General features: G+C 58.1%; 12 protein-coding genes and 1 riboswitch. Of the genes, 6 read left to right on the forward strand and 6 right to left on the reverse strand.

The annotated features are described in order from the left end of the window. Positions 1-97 precede the first annotated feature (97 nt). Together ACVMIH_RS36390 and ACVMIH_RS36395 are read right to left on the reverse strand one after the other, a co-directional pair. Positions 98-289, reverse strand: a complete 192-nt coding sequence (locus ACVMIH_RS36390; protein WP_456828197.1) for a hypothetical protein — start codon at positions 287-289, stop codon at positions 98-100. Next, positions 286-1,404: a Fic family protein gene (locus tag ACVMIH_RS36395; protein ID WP_456828198.1), complete on the reverse strand. Its 1,119-nt coding sequence runs from the start codon at positions 1,402-1,404 to the stop codon at positions 286-288. Before ACVMIH_RS36395 ends, ACVMIH_RS36390 begins: the two co-directional genes overlap by 4 nt. A 334-nt stretch (positions 1,405-1,738) precedes the next feature. Between ACVMIH_RS36395 and ACVMIH_RS36400 the strand changes: the two genes are divergently transcribed. Beyond that, positions 1,739-1,915 (forward strand): hypothetical protein, encoded by a 177-nt coding sequence (locus tag ACVMIH_RS36400; protein WP_456828199.1) that lies wholly within the window; start codon positions 1,739-1,741, stop codon positions 1,913-1,915. A gap of 140 nt (positions 1,916-2,055) precedes the next feature. Here ACVMIH_RS36400 and ACVMIH_RS36405 read toward each other — a convergent pair whose 3' ends face one another. Together ACVMIH_RS36405 and ACVMIH_RS36410 are read right to left on the reverse strand one after the other, a co-directional pair. After that, the gene (locus ACVMIH_RS36405) at positions 2,056-4,380 is read right to left on the reverse strand and encodes a hypothetical protein (RefSeq protein WP_456865073.1); all 2,325 of its coding nucleotides are present in this window, start codon (positions 4,378-4,380) and stop codon (positions 2,056-2,058) included. A 953-nt stretch (positions 4,381-5,333) separates the two neighbouring features. Further along, entirely contained in the window at positions 5,334-6,215 is an 882-nt protein-coding gene (locus ACVMIH_RS36410; protein ID WP_456865075.1) for an SPASM domain-containing protein, read from the reverse strand. A 1,363-nt stretch (positions 6,216-7,578) separates the two neighbouring features. Then, positions 7,579-7,794: riboswitch (cobalamin riboswitch) on the forward strand. Between the two features lie 97 nt (positions 7,795-7,891). On the opposite strand from ACVMIH_RS36410, the gene ACVMIH_RS36415 reads away from it, so the two are divergent. The 5 genes from ACVMIH_RS36415 (at position 7,892) to ACVMIH_RS36435 (ending at position 16,187) form a co-directional block, all read left to right on the forward strand. Then, positions 7,892-9,829: a ribonucleoside-diphosphate reductase subunit alpha gene (locus ACVMIH_RS36415; RefSeq protein ID WP_456828202.1), complete on the forward strand. Its 1,938-nt coding sequence runs from the start codon at positions 7,892-7,894 to the stop codon at positions 9,827-9,829. Beyond that, positions 9,820-10,893, forward strand: a complete 1,074-nt coding sequence (locus ACVMIH_RS36420) for a ribonucleotide-diphosphate reductase subunit beta (protein WP_456709150.1) — start codon at positions 9,820-9,822, stop codon at positions 10,891-10,893. The genes ACVMIH_RS36415 and ACVMIH_RS36420 overlap by 10 nt, the downstream gene beginning before the upstream one ends. A gap of 586 nt (positions 10,894-11,479) precedes the next feature. After that, positions 11,480-12,718 carry a cytochrome P450 gene (locus ACVMIH_RS36425; RefSeq protein WP_456709151.1) on the forward strand — a complete coding sequence of 413 codons (1,239 nt, stop codon included), beginning with the start codon at positions 11,480-11,482 and terminating at the stop codon, positions 12,716-12,718. Between the two features lie 283 nt (positions 12,719-13,001). Beyond that, the gene (locus ACVMIH_RS36430) at positions 13,002-13,355 is read left to right on the forward strand and encodes a hypothetical protein (protein ID WP_456709152.1); all 354 of its coding nucleotides are present in this window, start codon (positions 13,002-13,004) and stop codon (positions 13,353-13,355) included. Positions 13,356-13,952: 597 nt separating this feature from the next. Continuing rightward, a complete protein-coding gene (locus tag ACVMIH_RS36435) occupies positions 13,953-16,187 on the forward strand; it encodes a hypothetical protein (RefSeq protein ID WP_456828203.1) in 2,235 nt (744 codons plus the stop codon). Positions 16,188-16,365: 178 nt separating this feature from the next. Here ACVMIH_RS36435 and ACVMIH_RS36440 read toward each other — a convergent pair whose 3' ends face one another. Both ACVMIH_RS36440 and ACVMIH_RS36445 read right to left on the reverse strand, forming a co-directional pair. Then, positions 16,366-16,533, reverse strand: a complete 168-nt coding sequence (locus tag ACVMIH_RS36440) for a hypothetical protein (protein WP_456828204.1) — start codon at positions 16,531-16,533, stop codon at positions 16,366-16,368. A 582-nt stretch (positions 16,534-17,115) separates the two neighbouring features. Continuing rightward, positions 17,116-18,024: a hypothetical protein gene (locus ACVMIH_RS36445; protein WP_456828205.1), complete on the reverse strand. Its 909-nt coding sequence runs from the start codon at positions 18,022-18,024 to the stop codon at positions 17,116-17,118. Between the last annotated feature and the right edge of the window lie 638 nt (positions 18,025-18,662).

Below are 18,662 nucleotides of genomic sequence, written 5' to 3' on the forward strand. Positions count from 1 at the left end.
GATGGAGTCGTCATCCGTCTCGAAAAACTGAGGCAACACCTGCGGGACAAACGACAGAATACAAACCAGACCGCCCACAGCGAAGAGGAAGCGCCGCTCAGAATGCGACGTTGTAACCCAGTGGCAAGCTGGCCTGGCTCGTTAGCAAGTTGATCGTGCCGATGATCCAAGCCGAGGAGAACGTAAGAAGGGCGGCATTCTTGATTTCGGCGAACTTGACGAAATCGATGGTTCGGACAAGTTGCGTGGAGAGAGTCTTCTCGAAGGGTTTTTCTTGATCGTCCTTCATGAGCTTTCTACCATCGGCTCGATCAAAGAATAGCTGGTACTTCTGCCGCCTGCTGCGTCTTTCTTCAGGATGCCGAGTGCAACGAGTTCATCAATATCTCTCGAAGCCGTCGCTTGGGAAATCTTTGTCAACTTCGCCCACTTGGATGAACTCATTTTTCCATGGAAGCCATCCAGAAGCCGGTTGAGAACGGCCCGCTGACGCTCATTGAGTTGCTTTCCCGCATGTTCGTCCCAGAAAGTAGCCTTCCGCAGAACGCTGGCGAGGACCACCGCGGCCCCGTCAAAGGCACGGCCCAAGCAATCTAGGAACCACTTAATCCACTCGGTGATATTCAGGTCGCCTTTTTGGGTTCTTTCGAGAACCGCATAGTAATCGTTCCTTTCGCGACCGATCTGGGCCGACATACTGTAGAAGCGGTGCGTGATGTTCTCGGAACGCGCCAGCATTAGATCGGCGATGGCTCGCGCGATGCGTCCATTTCCATCCTCGAAAGGGTGTATGGTTACAAACCATAGATGGGCAATTGCGGCTTTGAGAACGAGGTCCATGTCAGCCCGGCTGTTAAACCAGGCCAGAAAGGCGCGCATTTCATTTTCGAGCCGTGCGGCGGCGGGAGCCTCGTAATGCACGTGCTCTCGCCCTATGGGTCCAGAGATGACTTGCATGGGCTCGGACTTCTCGGTGCGCCAGGCACCGACCACGATCTTGGTCATGCCGCTTCGTCCGGTGGGGAAGAGCGCCGCATGCCAAGCGTAGAGGCGTTCGGCTGACAGCTCATCGGCATATTTTTCTGTGGCATCGAGCATCATTTCGACGACGCCTTCGACATTCCGGTCAGCCGGTGTAAGCGCACCGATGTCCACGCCCAATCGGCGAGCAATTGACGAGCGCACTTGGTTGCGGTCGAGGACTTCGCCTTCGATCTCACTGGACTTCACGACTTCTTCGGTGAGGCTTTGAAGTGTTGCTTCTGCTTTAAGTGGGAAGCCTAGGCGCTCCATGCGGCCTATGAGGCGCCCCTGCTTGTGGCGGACTGCGGCGAGCCGATCAGCAATGCTTTGAACGTTCCAGTTGAAGCTGGGCCAGCCGGGAGTGTTGTGAATATACGGCATAATCTCTGCATCCTATGAAGAGATTATGGGGATATTCTCGTCATCTGCAAGCTACTCGTCAAAAAATGATGAGAATAATCTAGTTAACGTGCGAGCCCACCCGACGACCCGGATCTTGGTAGGTATCGCTAGCCAGGGCCTCCCGTGAGTTCCTGATATGTTCTATAGAGCTGTTCCCGTTCGAGGCTGGCGGAACTTCCAGGGACACACCATTTGCGGTTGCATCTGATTTTATTACCGAAAGGGCGCTCGGCGCTGAACAGGAGCTTTAGAGGCAGGCCGCAATTGGAATAAGGATCGGGCGACAAAGCGCATTGGCGCCAAGATCGACGCGTTGCCGCTCAAGGATATCGAAATCAAGGAGTATGTCCGGGACACCAACCTTGCCAACCTGTCGACGAACATCGCCTACCGCGTGGACGGCGTCCATCTCTATGCCGACATTCTCAATATGAAGGACATGTTGGCCGTCACCGACGTTGAAGGTGAAGCTGTCCAGCGGCGTCTTTGAAGGTCTTCTCCGCGCTCGCGGAGACAAGTTTGCCGAGCTCTCCTCTGATGCGCTTGCCGTTTTAAGTTCTCTGAAAGCAAACGATTCGATGTGGTTTCGGCGGCCTGAGTAGCCGTGCAAGGTGCCAACGAGCACCTCACTCAGTCAAATTGCGGCCGATGAAACAGAAGAATGCGGCCTCCGGGCAGGCTTTCGGCCGTGTAGGGCTGACCGTGGATCAAAAAACAGGTCATGGGGACGCCCTGGCTCGGCAGAAGGCCCAGGTCTTGGAGCATGTCGATCACGAGAGGCGAAGCCTCTCGGGGGCCGTGCCTCCAGTCTTGGCCGAACAACTCTCCAAGTTCAGGCACTTGCGGGGCCGGCTGATGGCTCCATGCCGAAGCCGCAGACGGAAGTGGAAGGTTTGGCCCCGGTGCCGAAGGGGCGTCCTTTCGTAATTCGAGCGTGGCGGATGGATTAAACCCGGGTACAGGGCCGCCATAGGTATGCAGGGGCGCCGTCGGCGTCGCAAGGGCAGCTTCACCCCGCAAAGCGAACCTAGGGTGGTGGATAAGTTGAACGTCGTTGGGCCCTTTCGGTCCCAATACAGCCGTGTAGCGTTCACCGGCAATCTCATAGTTCATCACCGGATATTCCGCATTAGGCAAGAAGTCCCAATTACCCAACTTAGAAAGCATCATGTCTGGAGCTGGCTGGGTGTGATGGGAAAAGTCCTTCGGCACGGCGAATGAAACATCAAACGTGTCGCCGACGGCGAGAGAGCGCAGATGAATAAGCTGAATATCATTGTGCCCTCCGGGTCCTAACACAGCAGTATAGGGTTCACCGTGAATGTCGTAGGTCTTCACCGGCTGCGTCGCGTCAGGTAACAGACCCCAATGGCTCAGTTTGGAGCGCATCATATCCGGCGCGGGCTGGTTGCCGTGGGAGAAGTCATCTGGAACGACCAAAGAAGCATCAAAGCTTTCGCTGACTGGAAGTGGCGTTGTGGCCGGGGCGGCACCGCCTTGGTCCATCATCCGTGGGAAGTACTGTTCAGAGGCAAGGTTCTGCAATCGCGGGTTCGGCGGTGAGGTTGCAGCATCGAGAAACTCTTCTCGGCCGGCACTTTCAATGGGCAGGTTGGCAGTTGACTCCAGTTCCCGCAAAAACTCCGGCACAATAAGATCGTCCGCGACCAGGAAGCCCTCCAGATCCGCGGCTTCGAAAAGCTGTTTCTGGGCTATGCTTTGCACGGGCGAAGGGACGACCAGATTCACCCGCGACGCCGGTTCCGGTGCATCGAAGGCCATCCCCGGCAGCAAATCATCTCGATCGATGCCATGGAAAAGCGCCGCTTGGTCGGCGCTTTGCAGGTTCGAATGGGAGGCTGCGCTCATCGTTCGCCAAAGCGCCGATTGATCGTAGGGTGCGGCTGCCATCAGGCTCTCGCGATCCGTAGCATCGAAAAGCTCTTCCTGAGCAAAACTCTGTACGGACGAGAAAGCGGGGGCGCGCATTCCCTGCCAAAGTAACGGTGCATCGAAGCCGGAGACCGCAAGCTCTCCGCTCCGCGCCGCGTTGTCGAAAAGCACATCCTGCGCGACACTTTGTAGGGGAGAATGAGCGGCCAAATCCATTTCACCCCAAACCTGCGGAGCATTGAGATTGCCAGCCAGCAATACGCCCTGATCCGCAGCATTCTCCAAAAGCTGGTTCTCGACAGTCAGCATGGACGAACGCGCGGCCGGCTGAGTTGGCGGATGCGAGCCACCTCCTTGTCCTTCTAAATTGTCCTGCCTGACGCCCGCGCGATAGTCGCGGAGTCTGTTCAAAGCGTAGCGGAGTATCTTGTCTTTCGGGAACAAAGTATCGGCGTGACCGCGCAACGTGTCGGCACTGAGCCTGGCAATGGACAGGGGGCGGAGAGCTGACGCCAACTTCCGGAGGCAGCTTGCGTAATTTCCGGCCGTTTTCGCGTCGATCCCTCGACCGAAGCCTGCCTCGGCGGCCTTCCTAATGAGGCGTTCGTCTTCGTTCGATGGACGGTAATGTGTCGTGATCCGAAGGGGGGCGCCAGGCTTGCGGTAGCGGCTGACAATCAACAATGCTGGGGCGATAATCTTATCGTTTGGCAGCAGCTTCTTGGCGCAATCGAGCAGCGTATCATCATCGAGGGCCGCTATTGATTTGCCATCCTTCTTCAGCGCCTCAGCCAACTTGCGAAGGCGGCGATCGTAAATGCTGATGGTTGTCGGCCCAGGCGGTGGTCCTCGCTCGAGAGCCGCACCAGACGCTGCCTGGATCAGGCGATCGTCTTCCTGAGTGACATCGTAAAGCTGACTGTGAGCATATATAGGCCCCAGCTGTTGCACATCTGCCAGCTGCTGCTCAAAGTGGGCTTGCTGCGGTTGCCGTTGTTCCACGTTTGTCTCGGACGCAGCGGGACGATTACCGGCAGGGTTGATATTGTCAAATTGGTTCATGGTCGCGTCTCCGCTTGCATCGGTCTCGGCGCCTCGGTACTAGCGGTGGCTGTCCAAAACCTGACGTGGCCCCCAAGCAAGACAGAGAATGACAGCGAACAAGGGCGGCACCCAAGGCGATGCTGAGTGTTCGCGTCGCGAAAAGGAGAGCGCAGGATGACAAATCCTTCAACTGAGGTTCGAACTGAAATGCGATGCGAGGACCTCGATCCAACGCTCAGCTCGCGATCGCGAGGATCCCAGGCCTGTCATCGTGATGATCGGTCTGCCATTGGCCGAGTTCGCGATTGATGAGAGGAGAGCGTATCGCTCCTTCAGCCAGATAATCCCTCCCCCCATGAGAACGGTCGTCGGCCAATACTGTTTGCGCTATGAGCGTCCTATTGAGCGGAAGATCAGCGTAAATGTCGCAGTTGATTCTGCGGCAGCATCTCACGATGCGCAGGTGATGACCTTCCGGGGAACGAGTTGTCGGATGCCCACATCGCACGGTTTGTGGGAGCTGACGGCACCGGCGCCGCCGTGTGCGGGTTTTCTTGGGACGATCCGCAAGTCGATGTCGTTGTGATCGATCGTGGATGGAATATTCTGTAGCTATTCACCTTGCTGAATTGCAAGCGCAACGTTGGTCGCGTCAAGGCGGGCATGTGGGGCAGGCCCGTTACGCTCTCTTGTACTCTCGAAACTTCCATTGGAGAGCGGTGTTGAATTACTGAACACGGCAAGGGCTTTTGGATCAATCGAGAGGCACGAGATCAACCGCGAGGCCGAATCGTTCGTCATCCTGCCGGAAAAGCATCTACCACCTCCAGTCGCACCAGTTGAACATAGGCGATCCTCGGGGCTCTCTTACGGGCGGGCCCCGGCTCGTGCATTTCGCCGAAGCGCGCTCTGATCCGCCTTCTGGCACTAGTCCAGCTGGTGCGGCGAGCTTCCATTGGTATCGCCATTCCTCACAGCGCGCGGGCAGGGGCCCTACAGCATTCCGGCTCCGGTTTGGCAAATTCACACGTCCTGCAAAGTAGAAAGCCATCCGTACCGTTCATGCGGTCGGCGATTTCGCTAAAGATCCGGCCTTCGAACAGATCTTCGTACTCGTCGCGCAAAAGATTCCCAATGACATGACGCCGCTCAAAATCCATGCAGCACAAAGTAACATCGCCGTTTGGAAGAAGGACATTCCGATGTTGCTGTTTCCCATTGCATGTCAGAGTGCCGGCGATCGGCTGCCGCGGGGTGATCATTTTCGGATCTATATGTCCTCGCCTGCTACTCAGCGGCCGCAAGCGTTGCAGCTTTTTGGCGGGGATTACATCGGCTAGATCAGGATGGATTTTACCCAGGATCACAAATTGAATCGAGGGAATGTTTGCCTCAATCAGTCGGCGCATGACATTGATGTAGTTTTTTCCGACGAGGCGGCTGTTCATATAAGTGCCATCGTCGGGAACGTGCACGACGAAAGTCTTGAATCGGAGCATTTGCAGGCGTCGAACGTCAGTCCTGTTCATTCCAACAAGGGTCGTGAAGATCCGGACGTCGTGGCCGCGTGCGTGAGCATGCTCAACCATCGTGCTGCAATGCGGATGCAACCAGGGTTCCGAATATCCGGAAAAACTAATGCCAGTAGCTGTCGGTACGCGTGAGAGACATTGCTTGAAATCCTGAACACCCAGATGCTTGGCTTGGGATACGGGCCTTTGGCGATCTGCAAACTTGTCCTGGGAGCAATAAGAACATCTGACGATGCAGCCGGTGGTCGTGGTTATCTCCAATACCCGATGGCCGGGCTCAACCACACGCAACTCTTGTAAGACCCTAGGGTATGCCGTCATGTATCTGGTCCTTTCAGGTGCCGGAGCAGGCAATTGCCGCAGATCGAGCGCAGCTAACGCAGCGTCGCGCCTTGCCTGAAACGATCGCAACCGGAGTTTGGACGTTGGGCCAGATGCCTTGAATGAAGCCCGTGCCTTGCCACGCTGGTTTCGACAACAGGGTACAGGAGGACCCGTACGGCGCTCCTCTCTCTGGGTGTCGATTGCCGCCTACCACCATGTCTGCGCCTAGCATCCTCCTCTCCTCCAGAAACACGTCAGCTCGACAGCTCTTAATGTTGTCGAGGAGAGCCGCAAATCGGGCTCCGGGAGGTGCTCGATCCTGAGGACCACATCATCTCCGTGTCGCCGGACCGGGCAGTCAATCGCCGACATGGGACCGCCCAGAGGCGACATACGTTGTTCCGATCGGGTCCGAAATGCCAAGCTTGTTTGCCAAACAGTCGTGGCTTGCGCCGAATCCTGCAACATGACGTCGGGTACGATTCAAGCGCGTCGGGCGTGATCCAGCACGGCCCTGGAGGCTTTCGCGTGTTGCGAAGAGTGCTCTGGGTCGCGATGAGAGGCGCGAACGATCCGGAAATCCTGATGGACGCGGCCGAGTAGGACCAACCTGACTTCTTTGGGCACCGAACAGTAGGCGAGGCCTTTATCGGCAGATCGCGAGAATGGGCCAGACAATTGGTCCGCTACAAACATGCACCGGGCACGTGCCGAATTGATCAGAAGGGCGGCGACCTAGATGCGCCGCGACCAAATCGATCTGCTATGCGCGCCGAACAGCAGCTATACTGGCTAGAAAGATATTGACCAGGCGATCTCGGTGGGACGGACCTGCTCCTTCATTGTGAGACAAGGCTTGCGCCGACGGTAAATTCACGAAGGGAGCCGGTTTCGTCGCGCTTACAGCGGCTTAGCCGCTGCGAGCTCGATGAGCTTTCGTGTTCTTCAGGGCCCTCAGCCGTTCGAGCAGCGAGATCGCGCGGGGAGCGTCGTGCGTCGAGGAGCTGACTGCGTCGGCTACGTCCATGATAGCTTTCCAGCGCCTTAGACACGATTTCATCTGGATCGTTGACGCTGATAGCTTCGAAGATCTTGAGCTGAAGATCCGCTCATACTCATCGGAACGGAAAAAACGGTCTCAGAGCCTTTGGTAGGATCTACGTTCCAGATCAGCATAGACTGATGAATGGTCGGCCGGATTTCTGGATTGATTTGCCTGAACAGCCACAGGTGGACGTGTATGGATAGCGGAACATACCGGTGCTCGGCGCCGGCCGCTCCATTCATTGACTTCGCGGTGTCCTCTTCTGAAGCTTGATGTCCCCCAAACGAGACTTGACGAATCTCGGCATGTGACGCCTAGATGTAGATCTGTCATGGTTCTTCCATCCTTTATCTTGTAGGACAGGAAGCTAAGAGGGAACCCGGTGCGCCGAACGGCTACTCCGGGGCTGCCCCCGCAACTGCAGGCGGTGAGCGGTTGTCATCATGGGCCACTGGCGCAGAAACGCGCCGGGAAGGTCGACAGCCGCAGCGACCCGCAAGCCAGGAGACCTGCCGCGACAGAACAAACGTCCTCGGGCGGGGTGCCCCGGTGGAGCGCTTGCACTGAGGGACGTTTGTCTCCCTGCAAGTCGTCCGCGGCCCCGGCTCCAAACATCGCGGGGTTGCCGATGTCGCCGTCTTTTGATTTCGATCAACAGGGTCATCTCGTTACACCATCCAGTGTGCGGGCAGCGCACGCACAGGCAGAGCTTGCCCCGCTTCAGCGGTCTGTTGCGCAGCCTCCATCGCTGGCCCCGCTGCCGCGTCCCCTCGCGCCAGCTCCAAAGCCGTCTGACCTTGCCCTTGATCGATCGCGCGACAGCCTCCTGACATCGTTCGGCAAGCTGACATTGACCGACCGTTATCTGCTCGCGGGCGAAGGCGTCCAGGACATGTTTGCGCGGGTATCGTGCGCGTTTGCGGACGATGTTGCACATGCTCAGCGTCTATATGATGCAATGTCCCGACTGTGGTTCATGCCGGCGACGCCGGTGCTCTCGAATGGCGGCAGCTTGCGTGGTCTACCCATTTCATGCTTCCTCAATTCGGTCTCGGATTCGCTCGAAGGTATTGTCGGCGTCTGGAACGAGAACGTCTGGCTTGCCTCCAACGGCGGCGGCATCGGTACCTACTGGGGGAATGTTCGCTCGATCGGCGAGAAGGTGAAGGGCGGTGTCACCTCGGGCATCATCCCGTTTATCCACGTCATGGACGGCCTGACGCTGGCGATCAGTCAAGGCTCGTTGCGGCGAGGCTCGGCGGCAGTCTATCTCGATGTCCAACATCCCGAGATAGAGGAGTTCCTTGAGATCCGGAAGGCGTCCGGCGACTTCAATCGTAAGAGCCTCAACCTGCATCACGGCATCAACGTTACTGACGAATTTATGCATGCCGTGCGAGCCGGGACAGCGTTCGCGCTTCGCAGTCCAAAGACCAGCGAAATGGTTCGCGAGATCGACGCTCGCCAGCTGTGGCAACGTATCCTTGAGAACCGGCTGCAGACCGGCGAGCCTTATCTCTTGTTCATCGACACCGTGAACCGCGCCCTTCCCAAGCACCAGCGCGACCTCGGCCTCAAGGTCTCAACCTCCAATTTGTGCAGCGAAATTACCCTGCCGACCGGCATCGATCATCGCGACGAGGAGCGCACCGCGGTGTGCTGTCTCTCATCGCTCAATCTCGAGACATGGGACCGGTGGAGCGAGGAGCCGGGCTTCATCGAAGACATCATGCGTTTCCTTGACAACGTGCTCACCCACTTCATCACGGTGGCGCCGGAGGGCATGAGGCGTGCCCGCTATGCTGCCCTACGCGAGCGCTCCGTCGGCCTAGGTGTCATGGGCTTCCACTCGTTCCTTCAGGCCAAGGGCATTCCGATGGAGAGCGTCCTGGCCAAGTCGTTCAATCTGAACATGTTCCGGAAAATCCGGCGTGATGCCGACGCGGCGTCGGTGACGCTCGCTCGCGAGCGCGGCCCTTGCCCGGATGCGCTGGAACGCGGCGTGATGGCGCGATTCAGCCATAAGATCGCAATTGCGCCGACCGCCTCGATCAGCATTATCTGCGGCGGCACGAGCGCTTGCATCGAGCCAGTCCCGGCCAACATTTACACCCATAAGACATTGTCTGGCGCCATCTCGGTGCGCAATCCGCATCTCGCCAGGGTACTCACGGCCAAGGGCGCCAACACCCCGGCGATATGGCAGTCGATCATAGCGCACGAGGGATCGGTCGCTCATCTCGACATCCTCTCGGAGCACGAGAAAGCGATCTTTCGCACCGCTTTCGAGATTGATCAGCGCTGGATCATCGAGCTCGCCGCCGACCGCGCGCCGTTCATCTGCCAGAGCCAATCGATCAACCTCTATCTGGCGGCCGACGTCGATAAGTGGGATCTCCATATGCTGCATTGGACGGCATGGGAGCGCGGATTGAAAAGCCTCTATTACTGCCGTTCGAAGTCGATCTCGCGCGCAGCGTTCGCCGGCAAAATCAGCGGCCGTGACGAGGCGGAACGACCGCAGCCGCAGCGCACCGACTATGAGGAGTGCCTTGCATGTCAGTGATTGACCTCTCGGCTGTCGATCCGCGCACGTTGATCGGCAAGGGACGGGTCGGCCTCCTGGACTCGACCGGAAGCTATGACGTTGATCGCTATGGCTGGGCTTACGAGTTCTGGAAACGTCAGCAGCAGACCCATTGGATGGGCGAGGAGGTTCCGCTCGGCTCCGACCTCAAGGATTGGGCGTCGGATCGTGTCACTGCCAACGAGCGCGCGCTGCTCACCCAGATATTCCGCTTCTTCACTCAATCGGACATCGAGGTCGGTGACAATTATCTCAAGCGCTACATCCCGATTTTCCAGCCGCTCACCGTGCAGATGATGATGGCTGCCTTCACCAATATGGAGACCGTCCATATTGACGCCTATGCGTTGTTGCTCAAGACGCTTGGCATGCCCAAGGCCGAGTTTGAGGCATTCCGCGGCTATGCGCAGATGCGCGCCAAGGCTGACTACATGCACCAATTCGGCGTCCATACTGTGGCCGACGTCGCTCGCACGCTGGCCATGTTCGGCGCCTTTACTGAAGGCATGGCTTTGTTCGCGAGCTTTGCCATGCTGCTTAACTTTCCGCGGCACAACAAGATGAACGGCATGGGACAAATCGTGAGCTGGTCAGTGCGCGACGAGAGTCTCCACTGCGAGGGCATCATCAAGCTATTTCACGAATGGCACCGCGAAACTGGCGCGGTGACGCGCTCCGTTAGCGACGACATCATCGACGTCGCCAGGACCATGGTGAAGCTGGAGGAAAACTTCGTTGATCTCGCCTTTGGTCTCGGCGAGATCGATGGCATGCGCCCTGAGCAGATCCATGCCTATGTCCGCTATGTCGCCGATTGGCGGCTGACCCAGCTCGGGATTGCCCCGGTCTTCGATTTTTTTGAGGCTGGTCAGAGCGGGTTTACCCAGCTCAAGCCGCATCCATTGCCCTGGCTGGTCGAGATCCTCAATGGGGTCGAGCACGCCAACTTCTTCGAGCAGCGCGCTACGGAGTACTCCAAGGCAGCGAGCCGCGGCAGCTGGGACGGCGAAGAGGGAGTATGGGCTACTTTCGGCCGTATCTAGCACGAACGCAACAACGCTTTTGCTCTTCGATTCTGGTGCACCTAGGACTTTTCGCGAAAGTCCGCTGGAGACCGCGCAGGAAGGCCACATCGCGTGACATCGATCTGGTCCGCTCGAAATGATTATCGCGGACCCGTGACAGCAAAGCCGCTGGATCTGGCGCCACTCACCATCAGTCGCTCAGGTCCTTATGCTTGTGGAGGATCGGCCGTTCTGGCGTCGACAGAGCAGGCAGTCGATAGTGAACCTGCGCACTCGGTCGGTGCTCAAACGCGTATGTGTTGCGAGTTTGACAAGCTTAGCCTCGCGGCATGCGGGTGGCGGAGCTGCGTTCTGAGCTTGCGCCCCTTTACAGCGCAGCCCTGGCGCCGAACCATGGGATGATGGCTCTCGGCCAGCCACAAGCAGATCGATATGGAAAGTCAATGCGGTTCTGACTGCCGGAAATGGTAGGAGGGGCCGGCTCGCGCTTTGAGATACTCTGTTGGAGCGAGGACATGCTCGCAATCAACACAAGAGGACGGTCGTGGAGAGCGACTATGCGGACCCGTATGCTCTCGAATGAACAAAATCTGCGGAGACCATCATGAAAGCGAGATCGGCACGTAGAGCCGATGAGGCGTCGAGTATCCCGCTGAGCAAGCTGGATGTTAGCGAAGCCAAGCGCTTTCAGGATGATAGCATATGGGGGTACTTCGAGCGGCTGCGAAGGGAGGATCCCGTTCACTACTGCCAAGATAGCTGCTATGGCCCCTATTGGTCCGTCACGAAGTACCGCGATATTGTCGCGGTGGATACAAACCATAAGGCATTCTCGTCAGAACACGGTGTCACGATCGTCGATGTGCCTGACGAGCATTGGACCCCGAGCTTCATTAAGATGGGTCCTCCAAAACACGCCGGGCAGCGCAATACCGTAAGTCCGATAGTTGCACCGGATAACCTGGCGAAGTTTGAAAGTCTGATCCGCTCGCGGGTCAGGGTGATTCTGGACGGGCTGCCGCGCAATGATCCGTTCAATTGGGTGAATATGGTCTCGATCGAGCTGACGACGCAGATGCTTGCCACGCTCTTCGACTTTCCCTTCGAAGACCGACGGCTCCTGACCTATTGGTCAGATGTAGCTGTCACACCTCCGAGAGCCGGCCATGCCATCGACAGCTGGGAAAAGCGAAGGACAATCCTGTCCGGATGTCTTGAGTATTTCACGCGACTTTGGAACGAGCGCATTAATGCCGAGCCGCGGCTGGACCTGATTTCTTTGATGGCACATTCGCCCGACACGCGCCATATGAAGCCGGATGAGTTTCTCGGCAATCTGATCCTGCTGATCGTCGGAGGCAATGACACCACCCGCAACTCGATGACCGGCGGCGTCTTATTCATGAATCAGTACCCCGGCGAGCTGCGAAAACTGCGCGATAACCCTGCGCTCGTGTCGAGCGCCGTGTCGGAGATTATTCGATACCAGACACCGATCGCCCATATGCGCCGCACCGCCGCGGCAGATTGCATTCTGGGTGGCAAGCAGATCAGCAAGGGCGACAAGGTCGTTATGTGGTATATCTCTGGCAACCGAGATGAAGAAGTTATCGAGAATGGCGACAGCTTTGTGATCGACCGCAAGAATGTGCGGCAGCATCTATCGTTCGGATTTGGTATCCATCGGTGCGTTGGTCGGCACCTTGCGCAATTGCAGTTGAATATCCTCTGGGACGAAATATTGCGTGCAGGGCTAGACGTAAGCGTTGTCGGCGAACCCGAGCGAATCGCATCTAATTTCGTGCGCGGCTATTCCTCACTCCCAGTGCGGATTGCAGCCTAGTCCCTGATCGCGTCGGCGGCCGGCGGCACGCGGTGCGGTTGGGCTCGTCTTGAACCGCATTCGTTGACGCCGCTAGCGAAAGCGGCTTGATCGGCGCCAAACAATCGCTGCATGTCGCGAGCCGGTCGGCAATCAGGCAGGCGTTGACGAGCCCGCGTAAGGAGCGACAGTTGAGCCGGCCCGGCGCCCTGCAGGCGCCGGATAAGCGAAAAAGGCAACGCCAACGGTGCCCCCCAAATGCCCTATCTCCGGGCCTCCTGGATAGCTGCAACGGTAAAGGCCGATGAGCTTGATATTGAAGATTGTAGCGGTGGCAGCGATTTTCGTTGGAGAAGCGATTTCGATCATCGCCGAGTTGATTGCCTCAAGGCGGTTTGGAAAAGCCGGCGGGGATGTGACAATGCTCTTGCCGATGTTTCTGCTGATATCTTTCGGTGGCATCCTTCTCGTTTTCGGATACGCGCTGGGCTACATGCATCTGAAGAATATTTGGATCATTGTCGCAATATCGGTGGGAGCTATTCTGGTGGTGGAGCCGATACTCACTCTTCTCCTCTTTAGAGACGTTCCGACAACCGGTTCGCTGATCGGGCTGATGCTCGGTGCGCTTGGTACGCTCGCTGCCATATGTCTATGAGGGTATTCTGATTGAGCCTGGATGGGTGCTGGCTTCGGCGAGATGTAGTTTGAAAGGGACCTGCGCAACGTCGGTTCTGCTCGCTTCGCACGGGGGCTAATGTTGTTGCTGATCGGCTTTCAACGTTTCATCACGGTCGGTGCGTTGCCGTTGGCTTCGTAAACTCTTCTCGAAGTCTCCTTGCCGGATAGTGAGACGCGTGCGGGGGCGTAGATCTTGATCGATCTACGCTGGCCAATTTCTGCCTGACCACAGTCGTTGCCTGGTGTTCTCCAGCATTTGGATCCAGTTCGTGTGAACTCACCACTGCTCTGGAGGCAGGATGATCACGGATCGCCTCGCGGCCTGTACTGTCGCATTCGGAAAAGCAGATCACGACCAGGACAGGTCAGTCCGCGGTCATGTGCTTCAGCTGATTATTCGGCAACCTACGCGGTCATCCCCGCACTTCAGCAACATAGGAGGTGCGACGGGAAATGAAGCCACAGGCCACATAATTTTTTGCGCATCCCTGGAGAACGCTCTTGGTCAGCTACTCGTCAGCCAAGCGGTCTATCCAGACAGGCTGCACATCGTCGACTTAATCGGAGATAAAGCATGACGGGCATTGGCCGATCCGGGAAATCGCACGTTGGGGCGGCAGCAGCCGACAGCACCGTGGAACTCGGCGTCCTCCCTGGAGAACGCAGTCGATCCTTCGACGCCGTCGTGGAGCGGATGCGCTCCGGGCCTCAGGAGCGAGCCGTGCCACTCGCGCACCAGCCACCAGATTCAGATGTGGTGGTGCCAACGCGGGACGAGATCAGAGCAGCAAGGCGAAGATTGGAGAGCCTGCTTGAGGAGCTGGAAACTTGTCGTCGAGCGGCCATGCGCGCCCGGGACTTGCCCGAGGCGCAAGAGCTGATCGACCAAGTCGTCAGGGCAGGCTCAGCGGCTCTGGACTACTACGCCGATCTGCCCCCAAATTTGGCGCGTCGCATTCTGCCCGACGATCGGGCCCGCCTTCTCCGCGATGACGTGCTTGACGCAGCCACCCAATGTAACACCGTGGCCAGGCAGATTGTTGACCAACTGGAGACGAAGAGAAAAGAAGCGTTGAGATGCCTCGAGAGGTTGAAAGGCATCGCTACGCCCCACCAGCTGAGCCGCTCGGTTGCAAGCGTGGCGGAACATTATGCGGCCCACATGGAGTGGTGGGGAAAGAAGACACTGCGCTTGGAGCGGATGCAATCCGTCTGCGCAGCTACTGCGGACTTGCCAAGCGCTACGCCCGCGATGCGCGAGGCCGAAGAGGCCGCACTAAGGCTGCATACCGGCCATGCGCTCAATACGAAGTGCATGTATCTGCAAACCCGGATAGCTCTCGCGAAGCTCTTGATTGACTCGCAAGTGAGCACGTTGGAACCAGACGCGCACCAAGCCCTCATGGGCGAGAACGGGCAGGTGCGTCTGCTCGGGACCTTCATCGAAGATGTTTTTCCAGCATTCGTCTCGACCGGCCATGCCGTTATGTACAGCAACGGGGCATCGCTCGACGCCGAACATCGCGCCGTTCTGGAAGGCGTCATGGAGCGGCTTTCGGAATTCGCTTCAGGAGTGAGTTCCATGGTTGCCACGCTGAGGGAAGCCGGATCAGGAGCTGACCTTCCGTTGCAGTTGCTGGACCAGATCGTGGAAGGTGCGTGGCTTACGGCGAACGAAGTCATGCGGTTGCTGGCACTGCAGCCAAAGTTGGCAGCCACAATTGAACCGCCGGTCCGGCCTGCGCTGCCGGAAAATGCCGCCATGGTGGGTGAAAGCAGCAGAGCGCGCAGAAAGGGCAAAGGAAGGCGCGCAGCGGCCGCAGGCGAGGGGAGTTCGACGGCCCGCCCACCCGAGCCGCAACTCGCCAGGCCCGATGCGGCCACGACCCCGACCGGCAAGGTTATCGTGCTCTCGGACCTCGGTACCAAAAAACTCGTGACCGCGGAGGAGGCACGCGCGAGCGCCTCAACCTCTGCTACCGAGCACCTCCGGATGTGGCAGGCTCCGCCCTCAAGGGAAGCGCTGGCGGGATTACTTAAGCGACTGGATGAACTGCTGCAATTCAGCGTTCCGGCTCAACAAAGTGCCGTCTCGCAAGCGCGCCAGATGAAGCCCGAGGACGCCGACCACGTCTTGGATCTCGTCAGTAAGCGCTTGCAGACGCAGGATGCCGAGACTGAGGCCTGTATAGCCGCTATAGCCGCGCTGGAGGAGCCTCGCCTGAGCCTGCTCACGCCGGCGCAAGTGCCCGAAGTGCACAAAAAAATATCTCGGCTTAAGGCGATGCAGTCCGAGGTGCAGGGGCAGGCAAAATCATTGAACGTGCGAAAGGCGGCAATCACGAGCGATTGCATGAAGACCTATGCGTTTCCGTCCCAAAGGTACCTTGAACAATTGCGGGCGGCGGGGGAATTGGCGCCAGTCGATCCACCGCGCGCCTTGCAGGGAGAGCCAGGGAAGCTGTTCGAGGTCAAGCTGCAGCCCAAGGCGCTGAGCAGTGGTGCGAGGCCAAGCCCGATGTGGGTGCACATCCATACCGAGCGGCCGGTACATGCCTGGCAATTGCCAATGCTGGGGGACCGTGACTTCGCCGCTTGCCACGTGAAGTCCGATGAACAGCGCGGCTATAATCGGCACTGGCAGAACGCTCGAGCCGCCGAGGGGCGCAACCACGTCGTGATCCACCGCGGCAAGCTCACACCTGCGTTTTGCAAGTCCTTGTTGAGCACCGCAGCCGGCGGCCAGGCGTTGTACCACCTTCCCGACGCTGGGCACGTGTCAGCGCAGATAGGGCTACTGGGAATCTAGTGAGCTTCTTGTCTTGCGGCAGCATGCCGTTCGATGGCAGCTTTCATGCCTCCAATTCGGCTCGGCGGATTACCTGAGCCGCACCGGGCCTCCTCAGGCTCCATCTCCCAAAGGATGGAGCTCGGAGGAAGAGAACACGCACCAAATCCACGAGACGCTCGTCGGCCGGAGAGCCGGATCATTTCCAATCACGGGCAAGTAAGCTCTCTATGAGGCCATTGGTGACGCCGAAGATCGGCGCGTGGGCACGAAGCCAGCCGCTGAGCGCGGCAGCCGGAGAAACATGTGCGTGATCCCGAAGACGATACGGCCGGATGTCGTCGCGCTCGCCGCGAAAGGCCTGCATGTGCGCCGCCAACTGACAAGTAAACCTCCAGAGGGATTGCTTCGGATGGTTGGCATGCCAAAAGAAAACTATGCGCTCTTGTTTGACGAATCGACTTTGCAATGCACAATGAGCCTGCCTATCCTTTTTGTTCTCTTGGATAAGGCGACGAGAGCCTCAGCATCCCGGCCTCCAGGCCTCCCAGAAGGTGCTGGGGCTTTTCGTTCTTCCGAGTGTCCCGGCCGCTGAGGGCGGAGCTGCTTCTCTGCAAACACTGATCTTGTGACGGCCACGACCCCGTCGGCGTGGCGGCAAGCTCGTTGTGCTCTGCTGGCATTGGTGTCAGACCGAGCGGGAGCTCTGGCGATTATAATGGATCATATTGGTCCGTCGGCGAGCGAAATACCTCGCTTCCCTCCGACGACATGTGCGACGAATTTGAAGATGATACAGATCTCGGCGGACACTTTGATGGTCGACGTCCGCTACCCGGCCAGCAGGCGCTGGCCACTCCGATCAGGCATTATAGATGCCGCAACGCTGCTTCCGATTTTTCCAAGCAGCGCAACAAGAGATGTCGCGCTTTCTCGCACCCTTTTAGCCTCATCCTCTCGTCTGTGACTTTCTGTATGGATTCAATTCGCTAGCGGTCCGATAGTCATCCAGATTCCCGCCCAGAAACAGTACCTCGCGCTCCTCGGTTGGGGTATCGCTCACCCATGCAAGATTGGGTTCATCATTCTCGGTCCCGTCCTCAAGGATACTGACGATCTCTTCGGCCGTCCAGGTGGTGACCCGTGGTACCGTATAGGTGTGCAACTCGTTCGCGCTTTCCGCAATTGCTTTGGCGCCATACTCGTTGTCATCGTCCGGCGACAGGAGCAGTTGTGAGGCCTCCTCGGACAGTGATACAAAAGGCGAAGAATAGGTGTCCCCTCTCATGTGCGCTGCCGCTGCGCGACCCAGATCAAGTTGTTGGCCTCCCCAAATATTCCAGGGGGCGACGTCGTAACGCAAAGCCGCCATGGAACGCAAATGGTCCATCGCGCTTTGACGGTCCAGTACGCGTGGCTTGCAATGGCTGGCGTGATTCTGAAAGCGCTGCAGCTCAGCGTACGACGATGCCACCACCTCGTCGTAAACGCGGCCACGATCGATGCCGCCGGCTGATGGCCCAGTTGCTTGCGACCATCGTGCCGATTTTTGCGCAGCGAGTTCGATTTCTCTTCTGAGTTCCGCAACGGTTGCGCAGGTGAGCGTCGCGGCAAGCTGAGCGCGCGTCCTGATAAAGGATGCAGCTGCGCACCGTTCGTCCCCCTGAATAGCCTGCGCTCTCAAATTGCCTTCCGTGTCAGTCCGGGACGATCCGGCCCCGGGCGCATCTGATGTTTGGAGGCTCGGCTGAGGCTCTCCAAGCCGCTGCTCAAAGTCTGCTTGCCCGGTTTCTTCTGGTTGCTGCTCGACGCAATTCTTAAAAGCCGCAGACGGGCCAATATTATCAAACGGGTGCATTCCATTTTCCCTTTGGTAGCCTTGTCGATATCAATCGGACAAGTTGATCCGATTTGAGCGAGCCGCGAGGGTCGGAAACCGAGACATGCACAAACGGCTATAAAATGGAGCGGATCTGGTTCTCGACGGGGCGGTATGTTGAGGGGATCCCGCTCCTTCTTCTGTTCCAGATTTTGAGCCCATCAAGCCCAGCCTTGTCCGGATATAGACGGTCTCATTGCTAGAGGGTTTAGCTGTCGATCAGCTGACGAGTTTCATCGCTTGAAGAAAGTGAAGCACTTGCGACTGTGCTGGCCGTCCATTGTTCATCGCAGAGCTGATTTTGGCGAGATGGCGCCATCGTCGCTAAATCCGGCAGTGCGAAAGTCTGGCAGACGCAGCCCGGCGGAGGCGCAACGATCCTGAGCTTGAGTTGCGTAAGGAAGGCTGCCGAGCCAGGCTTGCATCGATCGTGAATCGATGCCCGAAAGTGCCGCTCGAGACGCTGGCTCTGGTCGGAATAGCCGATCTTGTCACAGCCATCGGGCTCCTGACCGGTTGGCGTTGCGTGGAAGCGACATTGTGCTCTGCTGGGATTCCTGACGGAGCGCGAGGATTCGCGTGGGCTCGGCGACCTGGACGGCGTCGGGCAGCGCCTT

The sequence above is a fragment of the Bradyrhizobium sp. USDA 4503 genome (assembly GCF_054055815.1).